11 protein-coding genes and 1 pseudogene are annotated in these 18,087 nt (G+C 55.4%); 9 read left to right on the forward strand and 3 right to left on the reverse strand.

Features of this window, described 5'->3' with window-relative positions; translation table 11 throughout:
- The first annotated feature begins 200 nt into the window (after positions 1 to 200).
- From EA798_RS07165 to EA798_RS20530, 3 genes are all read left to right on the forward strand, one after another.
- Positions 201 to 1,226 (forward strand): DUF4238 domain-containing protein, encoded by a 1,026-nt coding sequence (locus EA798_RS07165; protein WP_122098507.1) that lies wholly within the window; start codon positions 201 to 203, stop codon positions 1,224 to 1,226.
- A gap of 786 nt (positions 1,227 to 2,012) precedes the next feature.
- Complete coding sequence (locus EA798_RS07175; RefSeq protein WP_122098509.1) at positions 2,013 to 6,074, forward strand: KAP family P-loop NTPase fold protein; 4,062 nt, start codon at positions 2,013 to 2,015, stop codon at positions 6,072 to 6,074.
- A 1,558-nt stretch (positions 6,075 to 7,632) separates the two neighbouring features.
- The gene (locus EA798_RS20530; RefSeq protein ID WP_167462907.1) at positions 7,633 to 8,406 is read left to right on the forward strand and encodes a hypothetical protein; all 774 of its coding nucleotides are present in this window, start codon (positions 7,633 to 7,635) and stop codon (positions 8,404 to 8,406) included.
- Positions 8,407 to 8,692: 286 nt separating this feature from the next.
- Here the strand turns inward: EA798_RS20530 and EA798_RS07185 are convergent, their stop codons facing one another.
- Complete coding sequence (locus EA798_RS07185; RefSeq protein WP_244221258.1) at positions 8,693 to 9,637, reverse strand: hypothetical protein; 945 nt, start codon at positions 9,635 to 9,637, stop codon at positions 8,693 to 8,695.
- A gap of 186 nt (positions 9,638 to 9,823) precedes the next feature.
- On the reverse strand, positions 9,824 to 10,837 hold the full coding sequence (locus EA798_RS07190; protein WP_122098511.1) for a HEPN domain-containing protein: 1,014 nt from the start codon (positions 10,835 to 10,837) through the stop codon (positions 9,824 to 9,826).
- Positions 10,838 to 11,278: 441 nt separating this feature from the next.
- Between EA798_RS07190 and EA798_RS07195 the strand changes: the two are divergent.
- The 3 genes and pseudogenes from EA798_RS07195 to EA798_RS07205 form a co-directional block, all read left to right on the forward strand.
- Positions 11,279 to 12,055: pseudogene (locus EA798_RS07195) on the forward strand (radical SAM protein); the annotation flags it as partial.
- A gap of 120 nt (positions 12,056 to 12,175) precedes the next feature.
- A complete protein-coding gene (locus EA798_RS07200) occupies positions 12,176 to 12,787 on the forward strand; it encodes a DUF4823 domain-containing protein (protein ID WP_122098512.1) in 612 nt (203 codons plus the stop codon).
- A 53-nt stretch (positions 12,788 to 12,840) separates the two neighbouring features.
- Entirely contained in the window at positions 12,841 to 13,407 is a 567-nt protein-coding gene (locus tag EA798_RS07205; RefSeq protein ID WP_122098513.1) for a DUF1285 domain-containing protein, read from the forward strand.
- A 66-nt stretch (positions 13,408 to 13,473) separates the two neighbouring features.
- Here the strand turns inward: EA798_RS07205 and EA798_RS07210 are convergent, their stop codons facing one another.
- Complete coding sequence (locus EA798_RS07210) at positions 13,474 to 15,129, reverse strand: electron transfer flavoprotein-ubiquinone oxidoreductase (RefSeq protein WP_122098514.1); 1,656 nt, start codon at positions 15,127 to 15,129, stop codon at positions 13,474 to 13,476.
- A gap of 330 nt (positions 15,130 to 15,459) precedes the next feature.
- On the opposite strand from EA798_RS07210, the gene EA798_RS07215 reads away from it, so the two are divergent.
- The 3 genes from EA798_RS07215 (at position 15,460) to EA798_RS07225 (ending at position 18,082) form a co-directional block, all read left to right on the forward strand.
- Complete coding sequence (locus tag EA798_RS07215) at positions 15,460 to 16,209, forward strand: electron transfer flavoprotein subunit beta/FixA family protein (RefSeq protein ID WP_003283644.1); 750 nt, start codon at positions 15,460 to 15,462, stop codon at positions 16,207 to 16,209.
- A complete protein-coding gene (locus EA798_RS07220; protein ID WP_122098515.1) occupies positions 16,210 to 17,139 on the forward strand; it encodes an electron transfer flavoprotein subunit alpha/FixB family protein in 930 nt (309 codons plus the stop codon).
- A gap of 121 nt (positions 17,140 to 17,260) precedes the next feature.
- Positions 17,261 to 18,082, forward strand: a complete 822-nt coding sequence (locus EA798_RS07225; protein ID WP_122098677.1) for a substrate-binding periplasmic protein — start codon at positions 17,261 to 17,263, stop codon at positions 18,080 to 18,082.
- Positions 18,083 to 18,087 lie beyond the last annotated feature (5 nt).

Here is an 18,087-nt window from a genome sequence, read left to right on the forward strand (position 1 = left end):
GAGGCTTTTACCTTGTCTGGTTTGGCATGAATAGTCCGTGGAGGATGGGGCTTTCGCCTAGGTGAACTAGGCATCTTAGTGAACGGCACAATCGGGCAGAGAGCGGGAACCCCGCTACACCAGAGTTGGGGCAGCTAGCTTGTGCTTAGGCCGATGATCGCGTTGACTCTGAACCATCTTGTGACAGGCGAAATCTAGCCATGCAGCAACTGAGCAAAGCCAATCACTATGTGCCCAAGCTGTACCTGAAACAGTGGGCGCATGAAGGGCGTATCTCTACGTACCGGTTGTTGGTTCCCGACGAGAGAGTCCCCTTGTGGGTTCCGCAGTCCCTGAAGGGAATCGCGTTCCATCAGCACCTTTACACCTACGTTGAAGGCCAAGAGGAGACGGACGCATTTGAGCGTTGGCTCGACAGTGAATTCGAGAACCCTGCTGAGGAAGCAATCCGTCGAGTTGTCCAAGAGGAGCGTATGGCTCCTGAACATTGGAGGTCGCTGGTTCGGTTCGCCGCCGCGTTGGATGTTCGTACACCGGCCCGCCTTAGGGCGTTCATACGACAGCAGAACGCAGGCCTGTTGGAGTTGATGAACTCAACTATGCAACGCTCCGTTCAGACGCTGGAGGACTTGGTTCGTTGCAACAAGCCACTTCCCAGCTCTCCAGAGGACAGTGATGCCAAGTCGATCTTCAAAATCTCAATCGAACCTCAACCTGATGGAAGTGGCCGGGTAAGGGCAGAGGCTGTTATTGGACGACGGCTGTGGATTTGGCAGATGACGCACCTGCTTACGAAAACGCTTGGGTTCCTACCTGCCCAAAGGTGGACAGTCCTGCATGCTCCCGCCGGCATGTCGTGGCCAACCTCTGACAATCCACTGATACGCCTGAATTTCCAGGACTCAAAGAACTATGACTTCGCTGGCGGTTGGGGTGTCCACAAAGGGGAAATCCTACTCCCGCTAAGCCCTAAGCACCTGCTTCACACCTGCATTGGTGGCAAGCAGTGGCTGCGGGGCACGACACCCGATGTCAGAACGGCGCAACTGATACGCAAGTTAATCATCGAGCATGCGGATCGTTACGTGTTCGCGACAGAGCCTGCTGATGACATCCACTTGATCCGCCCCAGACATGTTTGCTCGGCAACCTACAAAAGCGAGTTGTTAGCCTGGCAACGCTGGCACCAAGAGCAGAGCCAGGCTGAGCGAGAGTTTCAACGCTGATACTGCAGCGTCTAGCGCTGGTACTTTGCTGATGGTGACAGCCTGCCTGTTGCAGAATCTGGCGGCCGCTTCAGGTATTCAGGTTCTGGGCTATGTAGAGGACAAAAAGAAGCGGGGTACGTGAGGCGATGAGACCGTGATGTCTGGATATTACGCTGCAGCGCAAGGAAGCAGAAAATGAGTCGACGTAGGCCGAAGTCCTTTACTCACTGGGTAATTGGGGTTGTAGGCACATTGATTACAGCGCTAGTCATCTACCAACTACGCATCTACATAGCCGAGCACAGGCTTGAGCGCGATTTATCCCGCATAGAGCACCAGCTGCAGCACAATCTTACGCCTCGAATACCCGCGCCTCGCGAGCTTTCTCCAAAGGAAATCGCAGCCCAACAGGAGGCTGCTCGCCGCCAAGCTGAGATAGATCGCAGACTTGCGGCCGATCAGGCGAAAGCTGCAGCAGAACCACAGCGGAAGGAAGGAGCGTGGTCCAAGTACTTCACCCCGACACAGCGCTGCCAGATTCCAGAGTCTCAGCGCATGGTGGAGGTCTGTCAGGCTAATGAGGCCAAACGCCGAGCCAGGTTCGAAGCCGAATGGGCTGATGGTGAGCGCATATGAACCAGATTCATTTTTCGGTCAAGGCTGCCAGGTCTGCTTCTGAAGTGCCTGGGCGTTAGGCTTGGATAGCCGAAAATAGGGGCTCTTGAATCGCTGCCTGCTATTGCAGTCCTTCTGAAGTAACGACAGTATGTGTAGCTAAATGCCATCAGCCCAAGGATTGATTTGATGTCCGCCAGCCCTAGGATCATGCCAGCCACACTTGATCGTGAGATATCTAGTGCAGATCAGGATGCATTTGGACATCGACATTTTGCGCAGGGTCTACAAAGCCTTATTGAATCCGAACAGCTAAAACCTCCCTTTAGCATTGGACTTCTAGGTGGTTGGGGCACGGGCAAGAGCAGCATCAAGGAGTTGTACACAAGGGATCTGGCAGATGATGCGGTTAAGGCGGATGGAAAGCATCGGAAGGATCGATACCACTGCATCACTTTTAATGCTTGGCGATTTGGGGGGCACGACCAAGACATCAAGCGAGCCCTATTGCGCCATGTCTTCCTAGAGTTAGGGGGCAAGGAAGATCAGCTCTACGACAAGCTATTTAGGCAGACCAGTGAGACCACTCAACACCCCAAGGGATGGTGGCAAGTCACCCTGGAGACACTCAGAGCATGGGCGCTTCCCATACCTGCTCTGGTGGCTGCAATGGCCCTGCTGTTTGCGATTTGCTACCTCGTGTTGATGGTTTTCAACATTCAAAGTGATCTGTTGAAAAGTGTCGTTTTTCTGTGTGTGACAGGGGCATACACCTACCTCCTGAAGCACGTCAAACCACCAGCCGTTGTACCTGCCACACCCATCACGCGGGTGGAGTTGCCCAACACTACTTCTGAACAGTACGAGGATCTTCTCCTTGAACAGGTTCGCCGTTACAAATCTGGGGAATGTAAATCCTTGGATGGCCGAACGGGGAAGACATGCGAAAGATTGGTTGTCTTTGTTGATGACCTTGATCGATTGTCGGCGGAAGAGATGGTTCTAGGCTTGGACGCCGTACGCACTTTTATGGAGATTCCAGCAACAAGGCTGCCGGCCGGTCTGGGCTTGGTATTTGTCATCTCTTGTGATGAGGCCAAAGTGGCTGATGCTTTGGCACGCGGTCGGCGGAACAGCGACCTTCCCGGCACGGTGGTGACACATAACGATGCACGAAGATACCTAGACAGAATCTTCCAGTTCCGTTTGGAAATACCGCCGCCACCGCGTCACGACATGCGTCAGTTTGCTCGCTCTCATCTAGAGAAACTGCCGAGCATCATTGCGGACCTAGAGGCCCACAACATTCCGCCGGCCACGGTCATTGATCGGATGATTCATATTGGCGTTCAGGATCCGAGAAACGCGCTTCAGATTGTCAATGCTTTTGCTCAGGCTTGGTGGTTGGCTAGAAAGCGGGAAGCTGAAGGCCTTGGAAGCAATAGAGCGGGCGGACTGCACGAAGGTGCAGTGACATCACATCCTGTCTCACTCGGTGCTTTGTGCGCGATGAAAGTAAGCTTCCCTGATTTTTACCGTGATCTCCAGGACGATCCTGCATTTCTGCAGCGCTTTACTGATGTTGTGATTCGAGGGCAGAAGCTGAGCGATCAGCCGCTCCAAACGCAGGATCGTTTAAAGGAGCGCTACTTCAAGGAGGTCGGAGAAGAGTTCGTCCTAAAGGCGGATCACCGCCCGCTTAGGCAATTTATTGCCAGCCTGATTGGCTTGAGGTGGCCGTCGTCGCTACAGAGCCTACTCCTCCTTTCCGAGGACCATATCACTCGCCGCCTAGGGGCGAAGATTGCACCAATCTACGGCGACTTCGTCTCTGGAAACACGCAGGGCGTGCTGGAGGGACTTGCCAGGCACAACGACACTGCACCTCTTCACGAGGACGAAGCTAGAGCTCTTCACCAGATGCTTGAGGACTTAAGACATGAACTGCCTGAGCTCAGGGCTCGCGCATCAAGGGTGATTGCCGACTTGGTGGAACGCCTGCCTGATCCTCCTGCCTACCAACTCATCAGCATGCTATGTCGTGAGATGGCTGACTCCTTGGATCTGCGCTCGCAACTCGGCCTCGATAAGATCAGCAAAACTCTACAAGCAGCCGCGGAGGTGGATCAGCGCGCCATTGCATCTCGACTGGTCGGCGATCTACTCACTGGCTCCGGTCAAGTACGTCTTCTCCGCGAAACGATGGAAGCCCCTAGCTTAGATGAAGCGGTCGAGATGGTCCGTTCAGCTGTTCCGATGATTCTGTCTTTGCGCAAGCGCTACGGATTGGAGCGGCAAGCGGACGAGCAGTTATGCAATTGGCTGCTTGAGCGGACGGTTGCTGTCGGTTCAAAGAGTATCCAACTAGCCTTTGTTGAGCTGGAGCAATGGTTAGATGAGGGCGGTGAGCAGCTGGTTAACGACTTGGGGCTCAACTACATCATTGCGCTAGCGGATGAGCTTGAGAAAAAGCAGACGCCCCAATTCGAAGCTGCCGCAGGCGTGGGTAGAACCAGGAAAATTTTCCACCGAATGATGGCCCAAGGGACTGAGTCACGAGAGCTCTTGTGGGCTCCACTGGCGCGATATGTGTCGCTCTATGAGGAGACCGCAATCCGCATGGCTTGGGAAATTGTCGTTGAAAATCATCGCTACGCTAGCGACGACGATGTATGTCAGTTCTTCGGTAACTTCGTAGAGCGGCTGTCGCGTGCATACTCGGATGAGTACTCGACACTCGATGATGCAGCCGCTGCAACTGCTCTGCTTACACTGACCCGCGAACGAGTCGAGGGTTTAGATGCTGAGTCTGTAGAGGGAGCCGCCGACTTGGCTGACCTATGGGGCAAAAGCGGCTTCCTGCCAGAGGAGGCGTGTGCGCTGCTCTCTGAGCTACGGCGAAATGATGAGACGGATTTCATGCGTGTCGTCGGTGGGTGGGCCCCCAAACTCCTCGTGGACCTGCCCGATGCATGCGTGAGCCTAATCGCGAGCCAGTTCTCTGATTTGCCGGCAGAAGTGAAAAGCGCAGTAGCCAGCTCGCTCTCGGCACTGCTTGTCAGTGAGCCTATCGCGGATTCGATCCTAAGGAAATTCAAGACATTCTCTAGCAGCGCGCCTGAATCAATTTGGGATAGCGATCCATTGCAGGGTTTTCTTAACAAGCTAATGCAGCAGATGGCCGCCCAGGTCAGTGCAGCTCCATACCTGAAGTCTGTGCTTCCGGGGACTGTGCATCTACTACACCATGCTACGCCAAGCACCTTCGGTAGCTATCTGCAGCAGCTCTTTGTTAACGGAAAGGGCTATCCGGACCATTATTCGTGGCTGCATTTTGAACTAGCAGACCATTGGCCTGACGAGTCTGACAGTCTCACAGGCTACGCCCCCCAGATCATTTTTGATGAGGCCAGTGCTTTCGCAGCCTCATACCCTTCCTACACAGGGCAGGGCGTGCTGCGATCGATGCGTCGGATGATTGAACAAGGTCTTGTTGGGGGTGGGGAGCGTAGCAAGCTGATTGCTGCGGCTTGCTCGGCCTGGTCAGCGAATCCCCTCAATGCCGTAGATATATTCGAACGGGGCTATACCGAAGTCACCCCAGGGCAAGCAGCAAATCTTGTTACCTCCATTGATTGGGCTAACGAAAAGCACGTTGAGGCATTACAAAAAGCCTGGAAAGCGATCGCTATCAGTAAAGCAGGGCCGCAAGACAAAGAAACGATGCTGGCCATCCTTCAGAGGGGGCAGCTAGGAAGCGCAGACAACCCTGATTTGGCTGTTCGAATATGGGCAGAGGCTCAAGTGGACTCTGGCCAGAGGCTGATCAGTCAGCTTCTAATTGAAAAGGATCTAGAAGATGGGTTCAGGAGGAGGCTGTGGGCTTTCTCCATGATTCACGCCAAAGACTTTGGCGCTGAATTTTTCCTTGGGGCAATTCCTCAAGTAAGTGCTCTGAGTGCTGTCGATGAGACCGTAAAGGCGATCTTTGATGACTTCCCTGTCGTTTTGGATGTGGTGAGTACAAAAGAGCTTCAGGCTGACATGGCCAATCGGTTGATGAGCCAGTTCACTTACGCCACATCCAACACCACAAAAGGCCGGATTGCGGAGCTATGCAGTCAGATGAGTGGCCAAGAGGCTTTGAAGGGTTTCAAACCAACAGCTCTCCATAAAGATGAGTATGAGATTCTGATTGGGCATTTTGGAGCCCGATCTATGAAGAGGTTTGAAAAGCTACTTGTTGAATAGCCCAGCTACGACCAAGGGTTTGCCTCTGCTCTTGGCAGGTTGTCGCTTCACCAACAACTACGAGCATTGTGACGTGCGGCGAGCAATCGCTGCATGCCTCCCCGTTTTTGGCTAACAGCGATCCGTCATCCATCTGCTACCGCCCCAATCCCCCTTACACCGGCGCTAGGACACGGGTATGTTTCATCTGACATTAGAAGCACTGAACCTCATCCAGGAGCGCCGACTCAATTGCGTCACGAAGGCCTCTGACCGGCTTAAGTTGGGAGGTGGCCCGCCTTCGAAATCGGATGGCTTGTACTGGCTCTATACGAGCTACTCGGATGCCGAACTCCGGTCTGCCGTTCCAAGCCAGAAGAAGGGTTCAGTCGCCATCAACATGCTTGCGATACACCGTGAGAACTTAGGGATGATCTGTGATCGCAGGGTGGGTGACTTCCGGGTCGTCTACAACGGTATTGGCGGAGTCGGTCTTAAGGGACATGGCGGGCTGAGAGAGCGAATTCTTCAAGAGTTCCGAGGCGGGGAAGGAACTGGCTCCTTGGCAATCTGCGACACGTCGTTGAACGATCTCACCAGGTGGCGCTATTCATATGTCTTATGGTCCGAAATCGAGCACAAGGAAAGCATTCAATACTTGTTTCTTGCTGAGCGCCTAGAAACCATGTGGCGTTTGCACTTCGGTTGGCCAATCTTGTGCGCTCGGTGAGGCTACGGGGCAGGCACCGTCGGCGTGCTGTGATAAGCGACACAGCTACGTAATCAGGGCTCCTTTCGGTCCCTTCTCATTTTCACACCAACTAACTTTGCAGCTTGATCTGAGCTCAGCCAACTCGCCCTAGTAGGCGATAAGTTGAGTGCGATCTTGGCTATTATGTTTTCACCTTTGATAAGGAATTTTGCTCCTAGGCAATCTGAACACTATGCTTGGCGATTAAACGATAATGGATGCTGTGGGCTCCCAGTGGAAAATCCCTTCGCCTGGCCAAAATAACCTATGGTCTTCCTCTGCCTTCGTCACGCTAAAACTCTTGCTGATGCAGCGATATGGAAATGGGAACTTGACGATTGGGAGCGAGGTTGCGTTGCACAATGCTTTGCGATCACTGGAACTACCTTGCCTGCGCCCCCAAGGGGCTCGTCGTTTTCAGCCGCTATCGCTACAAGAGGTTGCATCCGCGCTGATCTTCGAATTCTCGCGGGAAACAGTGACTCGCCGACACCTATGCCCCCTAGATCTCGCCGAAGAGATTCCCTCAATTAGCTTCGGTAGCGCGAAGGTCGGGCGCTTTTCCTCTCAAGAGTTGGACTACTTCTGGCCGCTTCAAGCCTGTCGCATCAGGCAGGAGCCGGGCAACACTTGCCCGATCCAGTGAGTATGGCTATTCCTTGCGATAATCGGCACTGGTTAGTTCGGACGGCAGTGAGTGAAGCAGCAGGGATAGGTGGGCCGAGAGTCCCGCACGGCGGAGTAAAGTGAAGCCCCGACATTGGCGTGATAGGTTGTTGTGAGGTAGGTTGGGGCCTGATACAGGCCTCAATATAAAAGAGATAGGATTTGGAAAGGTTATCGGAAGAGCTGATTGTGCCTGGTGTTGATAAGGGGGTGCAGGATCGGGCATTTAGGCTGGCCTCAGCGTTTGTAAGGCCGGTTAGATTTGCTAGTGGCGAGTATCTTTGGGGATACGGAACTTGCACAATCGTGAAATTAAACGGGCGGTACTATGCAGTAACTGCGCGCCATGTTGTGGATCGACAGCAAGCCAATTTTGAGGATGCTCGTATTTTGATGCCGGACACCAGCATCAGCCTCCCTTTATTAGGACACTTCTGCCCTAGATCGGAAGTTATGGAACGCCATCATCTGGATGTTCTAATCTATATGCTGGACGATCAAGCATATTTTAAATATACAGGCAGTCCTCTCCATGCTATGGATTTAGATATGCATTTATTTCCAGCAAAGCACTTTCCAGCAGCACAGGCAGTTGTCTTAGGCTATCCCGCGACAGAGGACAGATACGACTATGATCGCAAAATCTTAGTAGACCACCTTTTGCTGAAATATGGGAATATTGAATCTTCCGAAATGGAGGAGCCGATATATAGACTCATCTCACATGCATCTGAGTACCCATTCAACGGAATGAGTGGAAGCCCTGTTCTTGGGGTTATGAATCAGAAAGTGTTATTTATAGGCGTTGTGGTTAGGGGCACGGCGTCATCAGGCATCTTTCACTTCATTGATTCCGCTGTAATAGCCGCCACTATTATTCAACATCAAAGTGACCTGCAAAGCGCCGCTAATAAATCGATTCTCATCCGAGGTTAAGCTATGCAATGCCAATCGGAAATGGGGGGCGATTTATTTATAGGACGAACCTGCTGCTATTGGCCGCATGCAGCCCTCGCTAGCATCTCCTTCCGGCCAGAAGCGGACTAGCCCGCAGTGGTTTAGCAGGTCGCCGTTAAGACTTGGCGGTATCTACTGAAGCCTAGCTGCCAGAAGCCTGATCTTGGTCATCCATGCTGTCGACAGGATTAATTACCAGTGTGGTGCGCAAGGTCAAAGAGTTCTCTCTCCCTTCAGTCGTCATCTCCATCTTGATTGGATCAGTCTAGGTCTGGACCACCCCAGGTCGCCGAAAGACATCTGCTGGCAAAGGATGCTTAGCGTAAGGATTGTGATAGACGCGCAAGCCGTCGATGATCGTCTCTCCGACCTCGCCATAGCTGGCTGTTCGATGCGATATCCCATGATCCGTCTCCCACTGTGTGCCGACAACCATCATTGGATTTCCCGACAGCGCATCGACCTTTCCCCAGGTGGCAACGCTGCTGAACACGACCGCACTGATATGAGAAAAACGCTCGTAGTTAAAAAAGCCAAGCTCAATTTCTGTGCCGTTGTCCTTTGTGACACTGCCGAGGCTTTTGCTTTCCAGACCATCTGGAAACCGCTCAGGATTTGCCATGTACTCTTGCTCGTCGACGTAGAAGTCATACAGCAAAGCTTCGATAGGACGATACACTTGGAGGTTGAACCAAGGCTGCTCGAATGGCGCGATCGCAAGCACAAACGGCTTGTCCTTAACGTGCCCAAGCTTTGAGTATTTATCGATGTAGTGGGTGGCTTTGTTCATGAATGCGTTAGATAGCCGGATGATCGCAACTCGGTTGATTTCGTTTAAATCTACATCCTCGCGCGCAGGTGGAACTAGAGACTTTGACCACTCAGGAACAGCACCTTGGGCAGCATTGGCCGTGGTAGCTTCTACGACAAATTGGGTCTGCCCCACTGTAAGGACAAAGTCAGGCGCATAGTAATTCCAATCGAATTCCGCACCCAGTTCGCGCAACGCAGCATGCAGGTAGATTTCCCAGAAGCTTGAATTAAACGTGGTCTGGAATTCCTGTATGAATTTCCCGTCACGATCTGGGAATCCTTCTAGCCACGCCTCTAGGACACTGCGGGCATAGCCATTGCTCGGCTGGTCGCCGCTGATCGTTTTGAAGTGCTGATGAAATTTATCTTCGGCCACTAACGGCGTGAACAGATCCATTTGAACTCCTTTGAGCCGCCTCGGTTTTCCTGGAGACTGTTTAGCCTAGCTGTCGCCCTGATACCAGGAACTGAACCAACGACTGTTTCTGGCCGCCTTGAGCCTGTTGCCGCAGGCAGTGGTTGGCCCAAAACGGGTATCGGCGCCTACAGATCCAGGAGCCATTCATCAGCAATCGCGAGAGGATTAACTTTCTGCCAAAAGATCTTCAAGGTAATTCAACTTTTGCTGAAGAAGCTTTTTTTGAATCCTTGCTTCTAAGTGCCGATATCCGTTTCCGGTAATCATCCCAACCCGCCGAAAATTTACAGAGATTTCTTTTTCCATGTATTCACTGAATGCGTCTTCTGACGCCTTGATTGCAAACCAAAGCGCTTCTAAATCAGTGTCGTCAAGGTTCCATTCCGCCTTCCACTTGCGTACCAAATCCTGCCGTTTTTCAGAGATTACGGAGAGCAACTCTCCAGAGTTTTGCAATGCTTGAACCGAGCTTCCAAAAGCTGCGCGCGAGGCACCAGGGCGAAGCCGCTGCTCAATGATCTCGTAAGTGGCGTTTGAAAAGGCCATCGCGCTTTCAAACCATTGGTATAGTTGGGCCTCGTCAACCAGCCGAAAATTTGCTTCATGGGCAGCGATGTGGCGAGCTGTGAAGATCGCCTGTATATCGCTAATCAGATCATCAGCATTGCTGAGAATCAAGCCTCCAAGCTGAGCATCATAGTCGTCGATATTACCCATTATAAATTCTTCGGGGGGCTCCACAAACTCCCGCACGGATGCCAAACAACCCTTAAAGTTTTTGTATCCAACGTCACCGCCCAAGAGGGTGTCGAAGTGCCTAATAATTTGTTCGGTAGAGCTTATAGCTACGCTATGGCTAACCAAATCGCCAAACGTGATTTCCTTTCTGCTCAATGCCTTCGTAAGTTCAAAATCAAATGAAAGATCTTTAAATTTTTTTGCGCGCTCAAGGTAGGGGCTATTCTCGTGATCAATCAGATTTTTTATGCATGATTTGCAAAACGCTTCAATGCAAGATGCAATAGCCACGACATGAATAGAAATCTGATATGGCTCAGGATTGATCAGCGACGAAAATCCGCTATGCAGCATGGCAAGCTCGCCCCAAGCTGCGTACTCATAACGATCAGCCCTAGATTTTTTCTCGATGATGTCGCTTAACTGATTTCTCTTGGACATAGATTTCTTGGAGCTTCATAGTTGGTTATGAAAGTGCGAAGAATATTCATATCATGAATTGCTCCGGGTGGGAGCGTCCGCTTTTGGCCGATAAGGGCCTGTCACCAGCGTCCACTAGGCCAAAAGCGAACCCTCATATCCTGGCTCAGAAATGTCTACACGGACAGCTCCGCTGCTCAGCTGACGGGGGCCACTGAGATGCGTGGATACAGCCGCATTGCTCATATCACGGCGCTTGCTCCCTTTGTTATGGTGCGGATTCGAGAAATCAGCTTCTATATTGACGTCGTGGCGAGCGGCCCTGATTGGGGTGAAAGAGCCTCAAGATTTAGGATGGAGTATTTTTGGCATCCTAGAAATGATCCAAAAACGAAGCCGCCAAAAATCGGCGTTGAAGCATTGATGTGGCATTTCTAGGACCTTCTAGGGCTAGCTTCCGTAGAGATGTACACCGCACCGCAGAAGAAATTCCGCGCCCGCGATGAAGCCGAAGTGCTCGACGAAATCCGTCGCTGTGGTGAGCAACTGATCGTGCAGCGCGTGTTTCTCGCCGATGGCGATGCTTTGGTGCTGCCAACCCGCCGACTTATGAAAATCCTCGAGCAGATTCGCCAGTGTCTGCCGGAGGTACAACGCGTCTCCAGTTATTGCCTGCCGCGCAATCTGCGCAAGAAGTCGGTGGAGGAGTTGCGTGAGTTGGCGGATGCCGGTCTCGGCATGGCCTATGTCGGTGCCGAGTCCGGTGATGACGAGGTATTGGCGCTCGTCAACAAGGGCGAGACCTACGAATCGACCCTCAGTGCCCTGGATAAGCTTGGGCAGGCTGGCATTGCGCGCTCGGTGATGATTCTCAACGGGCTTGGCGGCCGGCGCTTGAGTCGTCAGCACGCACGTAATTCGGCGCGGCTGATGAATGCAGCGCAGCCCGAGTTTCTGTCGACGTTAGTGGTCAGCTTTCCACAAGGCGAAAATCGCTTTCGGCAGGCTTTTGAAGATTTCGAATCGCTGCCGCCGGATGAGCTGCTTCGTGAGCTTGAGTGGTTATTGGGCGATCTTGAGCTGAGCGATACGGTTTTTCGCAGCGACCATGCATCCAATTACCTGGTGCTCAAGGGCGTGCTGGGAGCCGACAAGTCAGGTTTGCTGCGCCGTATTCGCGAGGCTATCGAGGACCCGCGTAACGCTCCGTTGCGCCAGGAGTGGCAGCGCGGGCTCTAAGCGAACGCGCTCCGCGTGCTTTCGAGAGCTGGCGTTCGGGCAAATGCGTTATCTGGCGTGGATGCTGCATTGCCTGCCGAATCGCCGGTTTTTCGTCGCCGGCACCTGGAGATGAGATCCATGCGTTTTCTGTTTGGAATGTCAGGCCTGCTGGCGACACTCGCCCTCGCGGGCTGCATGAAGGTCAGCGACATGGCCGAGGGAACCCGCTATCACCTGCGCGACGCGGGCATTCTCGATCATAGCGAGACCCGCCGCTCCAGCTCCTGGCGACTGCAGCCTGACTCTTTCATCTACATCGCACAGGGCCATTTCGTGCCACCAGGGGACGTCTATCCAAGGCCGAACGTGGTGGCGGAAGAAGCCTTCAACGGCTTCGTCGAGTACTTTCCGATGGTCCGGCGGGCACGTGAGCCTGCAGGCCTGGAAGAGGCTATGGGGGAGGCTGTGGCGGTGGGCGCCCATTACCTGCTGTACCTGCGTTTTGCCGCGGCCGATGACCGCATCGGTAGCTTTGATGAACTGAACGATCAGCGCGCACTGGACCGGCTTGGCGTCGACAGCGGAGTGGTGCAGCTGATGCTGGTGGAAACCGGTACGCGTTACTTGGTCGATACGGCCCGTATCCGGAGCCGAGGCGGGGTACTCGGCATCTACGATGCCAGGCCCGAGCACCTGCTGCGTCCGCCTCTACAGGACTATGCTCGTCGGTTGCTGGGCCTGCCGCGCTGATCGATGTGGCAGTATCGGGCCGACGAGCTCAAGTACCTTCTGAGGAGAATCGAATGACCGATACAGGCAAAGCCGGCGATCTAATGGCGCAGCTTTCGGCTGGCGAGAAGAAGGGACTGCCCCCGGTGCATCTGTGGAATCCACCGTTCTGCGGCGACCTGGACATGCGTATCGCGCGCGACGGCACCTGGTATTACCAGGGCACCCCGATCGGGCGGGCAGCGATGGTGCGTCTGTTCTCCACTGTGATACGGCGCGACGGTGAGGATTACTTCCTCGTGACTCCGGTGGAGAAGGTTGGCATTCAGGTCGAGGACGCTCCGTTCATTGCGGTCCGCCTGGAGGTGAGCGGGCAAGGCCGCGAGCAGCGCCTGCGCTTCATCACCAACGTCGAAGATGAGGTCGACGCAGGCGAAGAGCATCCGTTGCGTGTGGTCACCGATCCGCAGACCCAGGAGCCGGCACCCTACGTCCATGTGCGCGCGAATCTCGAGGCGCTGATTCACCGCAATGTGTTCTATGAGCTTGTGGAGCTGGCGGTGCCAGGCGAGGTTGACGGTCAGAGCTGGCTAGGTGTCTGGAGTGGTGGTGTGTTCTTTCCCATCGGCCGTACCGAATAGAGATCACTGCATATTTTCGGTTCAACGGCGATAAAAAAAGGCTCCCGAGGGAGCCTTTTTTGTTGCTTACATGTTGGGGTAGTTCGGCCCGCCGGTACCTTCCGGAGCCACCCAGGTGATGTTCTGCGCCGGGTCCTTGATATCGCAGGTCTTGCAGTGCACGCAGTTCTGCGCGTTGATCTGGAAGCGCTTGCTGCCGTCGTCGTTGCTTACGACCTCGTAAACACCGGCCGGGCAGTAACGCTGTGCCGGCTCGTCGTACATCGGCAGGTTCTTCTCGATCGGTATGCTCGGATCGCTCAGCTTCAGGTGAACCGGCTGCTCTTCCTCGTGGTTGGTATTGGAGAGGAATACCGAGGAGAGCTTGTCGAAGCTCAGCTTGCCGTCCGGCTTGGGGTAGTCGATTTTCTTCGACTCGGCAGCCGTCTTGAGGCAGGCGTAGTCCGGCTTCGTGTCGTGCAGCGTGAAGGGGATCTTGCCACCGAAGATGTTCTGATCGATGAAGTTGAACGCGCCACCCTTGATTGCGCCCCACTTGTGAATGGCAGCGCCGAAGTTGCGGCTCTTGTACAGCTCGTCGTAAAGCCAGCTGGACTTGAAGCCCTCTTCGTACGCGGTCAGTTCGTCGCCACCTTCGCGCCCGGCCAGTAGTGCGTCCGCAGCGGCTTCGGCAGCCAGCATGCCGGACTTCATCGCCGTGTGGCTGCCCTTGATCTTGGCAAAGTTCAGGGTGCCGGCATCGCAGCCGATCAGCGCGCCGCCGTTGAACACCATCTTGGGCAGGCAGTTGATGCCGCCCTTGGCGATCGCACGTGCGCCATAGGAAACGCGCTTGCCGCCCTCCAGGTACTGCTTGATCACCGGATGGTGCTTGTAGCGCTGGAACTCGTCGAACGGCGACAGATACGGGTTGCTGTACGACAGGTCGACGATCAGGCCGACGACCACCTGGTTGTTCTCCAGGTGATAGAGGAAGGAACCGCCAGTGTTTTCGTCGTTCAGCGGCCAGCCCGCGGTGTGCACGACCAGACCCTGCTCATGCTTGGCCGGGTCGATGTCCCAGAGTTCCTTGATGCCGATGGCGTAGTGCTGCGGGTCGACGTTGGCGTTGAGCTGGAAGCGGTTGATCAGCTGCTTGCCGATATGACCGCGGCAGCCTTCGGCGAACAGCGTGTACTTGGCGCGCAGCTCCATGCCTGGCGTGTACATGCCTTCCTTGGGATTGCCTTCGCGGTCGACGCCAAGGTCACCGGTGACGATACCGCGCACGATGCCGTTCTCGTCGATCAGCGCTTCCTGAGCGGCGAAGCCTGGGTAGATCTCGACACCCAGGTTCTCGGCCTGCTGGGCCAGCCAGCGGCACAGGTTGCCGAGGGAAATGATGTAGTTGCCTTCGTTGTGCATGGTCTTGGGGACCAGTGCGTTGGGCAGCTTGCTGGCGGCCTCGGCGGTCTTGAGCAGGTAGATGTCGTCACGTTTGACCGGCGTATTGAGCGGGGCGCCGAGCTCTTTCCAGTCAGGGAACAGCTCGTTCAATGCGCGCGGCTCGAAGACTGCGCCGGATAGAATGTGGGCGCCTACTTCGGAGCCTTTCTCAACGACGCATACACTGATTTCCTGACCGGCGTCGGCGGCTTTCTGCTTCAGGCGGCAGGCTGCGGATAGGCCTGCAGGGCCGGCGCCGACGATGACAACGTCGAATTCCATGTATTCGCGTTCCATTGGGCTTTCTCCTACTCAGGGCTTGGTTGTTATATAAGTGATGGAGGGCTGTGATCGGTCCCTGACCGAGCCGGGCCGGCGCATTATATATAGACGCTCGAATCGGTCCAATACAAACGTTTGTTTGAATTTTCTGGAAGCCTGTTAGAATCGCCCGAACCGCGAAGTTATGACGGGTCATATGCGTTGTTGACCCCGTCCGCAGCCAGCGGTCAAGATACGGACGGTTTGCACTCGCCGAACAGGGCAGCGGCTATCAAAACCCAAGCCACGAGCAAGGCTCGGTTCGCCTCGGCGGAATTCTATTCACCGGAGAGTAACGAGGAATCCATGAAGGTTCTTGTAGCTGTCAAACGAGTGGTCGATTACAACGTCAAGGTTCGCGTCAAGGCGGACAATTCCGGCGTTGACCTCGCCAACGTCAAGATGTCGATGAACCCCTTCTGCGAAATTGCCGTGGAAGAAGCCGTACGCCTGAAAGAGAAGGGCGTAGCGAGCGAAATCGTTGTCGTCTCCATCGGTCCGACCGCTGCCCAGGAGCAGCTGCGCACCGCGCTGGCGCTGGGCGCCGACCGCGCCGTGCTGGTCGAGTCCAACGACGAACTGAACTCCCTGGCGGTGGCCAAGCTGCTCAAGGCCGTGGTTGACAAGGAGCAGCCGCAGCTGGTCATCCTCGGCAAGCAGGCGATCGACAGCGACAACAACCAGACCGGCCAGATGCTCGGCGCGCTGACCGGCTATGCCCAGGGCACCTTCGCCTCCAAGGTGGAAGTGGCTGGCGACAAGGTCAACGTCACCCGCGAAATCGACGGCGGCCTGCAGACCGTCGCGCTGAACCTGCCGGCGATCGTCACCACCGACCTGCGTCTGAACGAGCCGCGCTACGCGTCGCTGCCGAACATCATGAAGGCCAAGAAGAAGCCGCTGGAAGTGCTGACTCCGGATGCGCTGGGCGTCACCACCACCTCCACCGTGAAGACCCTGAAAGTCGAAGCGCCGGCTGCCCGCAGCGCCGGTATCAAGGTCAAGTCCGTGGCTGAACTGGTCGAGAAACTGAAGAACGAGGCGAAGGTAATCTAAATGACTATCCTGGTTATCGCTGAACACAACAATGCCGTCCTCGCGGCCGCTACCCTGAACACCGTTGCCGCCGCCAAGGCCATCGGTGGCGACATTCACGTACTGGTAGCCGGCAGCGGCTGCGGCGCCATCGGCGAAGCAGCCGCACAGATCGAAGGCGTAGCTAAGGTACTGGTCGCCGACGATGCGGCTTACGCCAACCAGCTGCCGGAGAACGTCGCACCACTGATCGCCGATCTGGCCAAGAACTACAGCCACGTACTGGCTGCAGCGACCACCAACGGCAAGAACTTCCTGCCGCGCGTTGCCGCTCAGCTGGATGTCGACCAGATCTCCGAGATCATCGCCGTTGAGAGCCCGGACACCTTCAAGCGTCCGATCTACGCCGGTAACGCCATCGCTACCGTGCAGTCCAGCGCTGCTGTGAAGGTCATCACTGTGCGCGCCACCGGCTTCGACGCGGTGAATGGCACAGGTGGCTCGGCTGCAGTCGAGCAGATCTCCGGGACCGGTGATGCGGGCAAATCCGCCTTCGTTGGCGAAGAGCTGGCCAAGTCGGATCGTCCTGAGCTGACCGCTGCCAAGATCGTCGTTTCCGGCGGTCGCGGCATGCAGAACGGTGACAACTTCAAGCACCTGTATTCGCTGGCCGACAAGCTCGGCGCCGCGGTTGGTGCATCCCGTGCCGCAGTCGATGCCGGTTTCGTGCCGAACGACATGCAGGTCGGCCAGACCGGCAAGATCGTCGCGCCGCAGCTGTACATCGCGGTCGGTATCTCCGGTGCCATCCAGCACCTGGCGGGCATGAAAGACTCCAAGGTGATCGTTGCGATCAACAAGGACGAGGAAGCGCCGATCTTCCAGGTGGCTGATTACGGCCTGGTGGGCGATCTGTTCGAGATCGTGCCGGAGCTGGAAAAGCTCGTCTGACGTCAATCGCTGCAGGAAAGAACCCGCTCATGTAGCGGGTTTTTTCATGGGCGATCGATGGGGGCGTCGGTGTAACATCGGCGAACCCAATGTACCCGGTTCACTCAGCAAGGGGATCTTCATGCGTTTCGCTTTTCCGAAATTGGCTCTGGCCGCGCTGGTGCTGGCAACGCCGCTCATGGCAACGGCAGCGGGAAAGTGTGATCGTCTGGTCGCTACCGGGGCGGCCGACAACCCACCGTTTTTTTGGCGCGATCCGCAGAACCCCAAACGTCTGATTGGCGCCAATGCCGATCTGCTCGGACAGATCGCCAAGTCCCTCGACCTGAAGCTGGACCTGCTTTACACCGGTGATCGTGCCAAGGCGCTCGAGGAGGTGCGCAGCGGCCGGGTCGACGTACTGGCGGACGCAACCCTGACCGTGCAGCGGCTAGAAGAGCTGGACTTCGTTCATCCCCCCATCCTGCAGCTGCAGACCGTCGCCTGGGTGCGCAACGAACCGGGCTTCTTTTACGCGAGTCGCGAGGATCTGCGAGGTCATACCGGCATGACCGTCGGCGTCAGCCGACTGGGGAGTGAGTTCGACGCCTTTGCAAAGAGCGATCTGAAATTGCAGCAGGTTCCCGGTCTGCCTCAAGGGCTGCAGAAGTTGGTGTCCGGCGGTGCCGACTACCTGTTGCATGAGCGCTACAGCGCCGTTGCTGCAGCCGATGCGGCGGGCGTTCTGGACAAGGTTCAGCGTCTCGAACCTCCGGTCGTAGCGCGGGATATGCACCTGGCTATCTCCCACGACTCTGCCTGCAATGATCCCTGGTTGCGAGGACAGCTGGCGCGGAAGATGACAGAATTGCGTGCTGCCGGCGTGCCCGAGCAGCTGGTGGCGCATAATTTGACAGTGTGGAAGAACCAGCAGTCGGAGCGGGTAAACGCTCCGAAGAACTAGGATTC

Source organism: Pseudomonas songnenensis (assembly GCF_003696315.1).
In the GTDB taxonomy this organism is placed as follows: domain Bacteria; phylum Pseudomonadota; class Gammaproteobacteria; order Pseudomonadales; family Pseudomonadaceae; genus Stutzerimonas; species Stutzerimonas songnenensis.

Bases quoted from the DNA above. Each gene is read 5' to 3' on its own strand.
- EA798_RS07165 (WP_122098507.1), top strand. From the start codon at position 201: ATGCAGCAACTGAGCAAAGCCAATCACTATGTGCCCAAGCTGTACCTG.
- EA798_RS07175 (WP_122098509.1), top strand. From the start codon at position 2,013: ATGTCCGCCAGCCCTAGGATCATGCCAGCCACACTTGATCGTGAGATA.
- EA798_RS07185 (WP_244221258.1), bottom strand. From the start codon at position 9,637: ATGGATCTGTTCACGCCGTTAGTGGCCGAAGATAAATTTCATCAGCAC.
- EA798_RS07190 (WP_122098511.1), bottom strand. From the start codon at position 10,837: ATGTCCAAGAGAAATCAGTTAAGCGACATCATCGAGAAAAAATCTAGG.
- EA798_RS07200 (WP_122098512.1), top strand. From the start codon at position 12,176: ATGCGTTTTCTGTTTGGAATGTCAGGCCTGCTGGCGACACTCGCCCTC.
- EA798_RS07205 (WP_122098513.1), top strand. From the start codon at position 12,841: ATGACCGATACAGGCAAAGCCGGCGATCTAATGGCGCAGCTTTCGGCT.
- EA798_RS07210 (WP_122098514.1), bottom strand. From the start codon at position 15,129: ATGGAACGCGAATACATGGAATTCGACGTTGTCATCGTCGGCGCCGGC.
- EA798_RS07215 (WP_003283644.1), top strand. From the start codon at position 15,460: ATGAAGGTTCTTGTAGCTGTCAAACGAGTGGTCGATTACAACGTCAAG.
- EA798_RS07220 (WP_122098515.1), top strand. From the start codon at position 16,210: ATGACTATCCTGGTTATCGCTGAACACAACAATGCCGTCCTCGCGGCC.
- EA798_RS07225 (WP_122098677.1), top strand. From the start codon at position 17,261: ATGCGTTTCGCTTTTCCGAAATTGGCTCTGGCCGCGCTGGTGCTGGCA.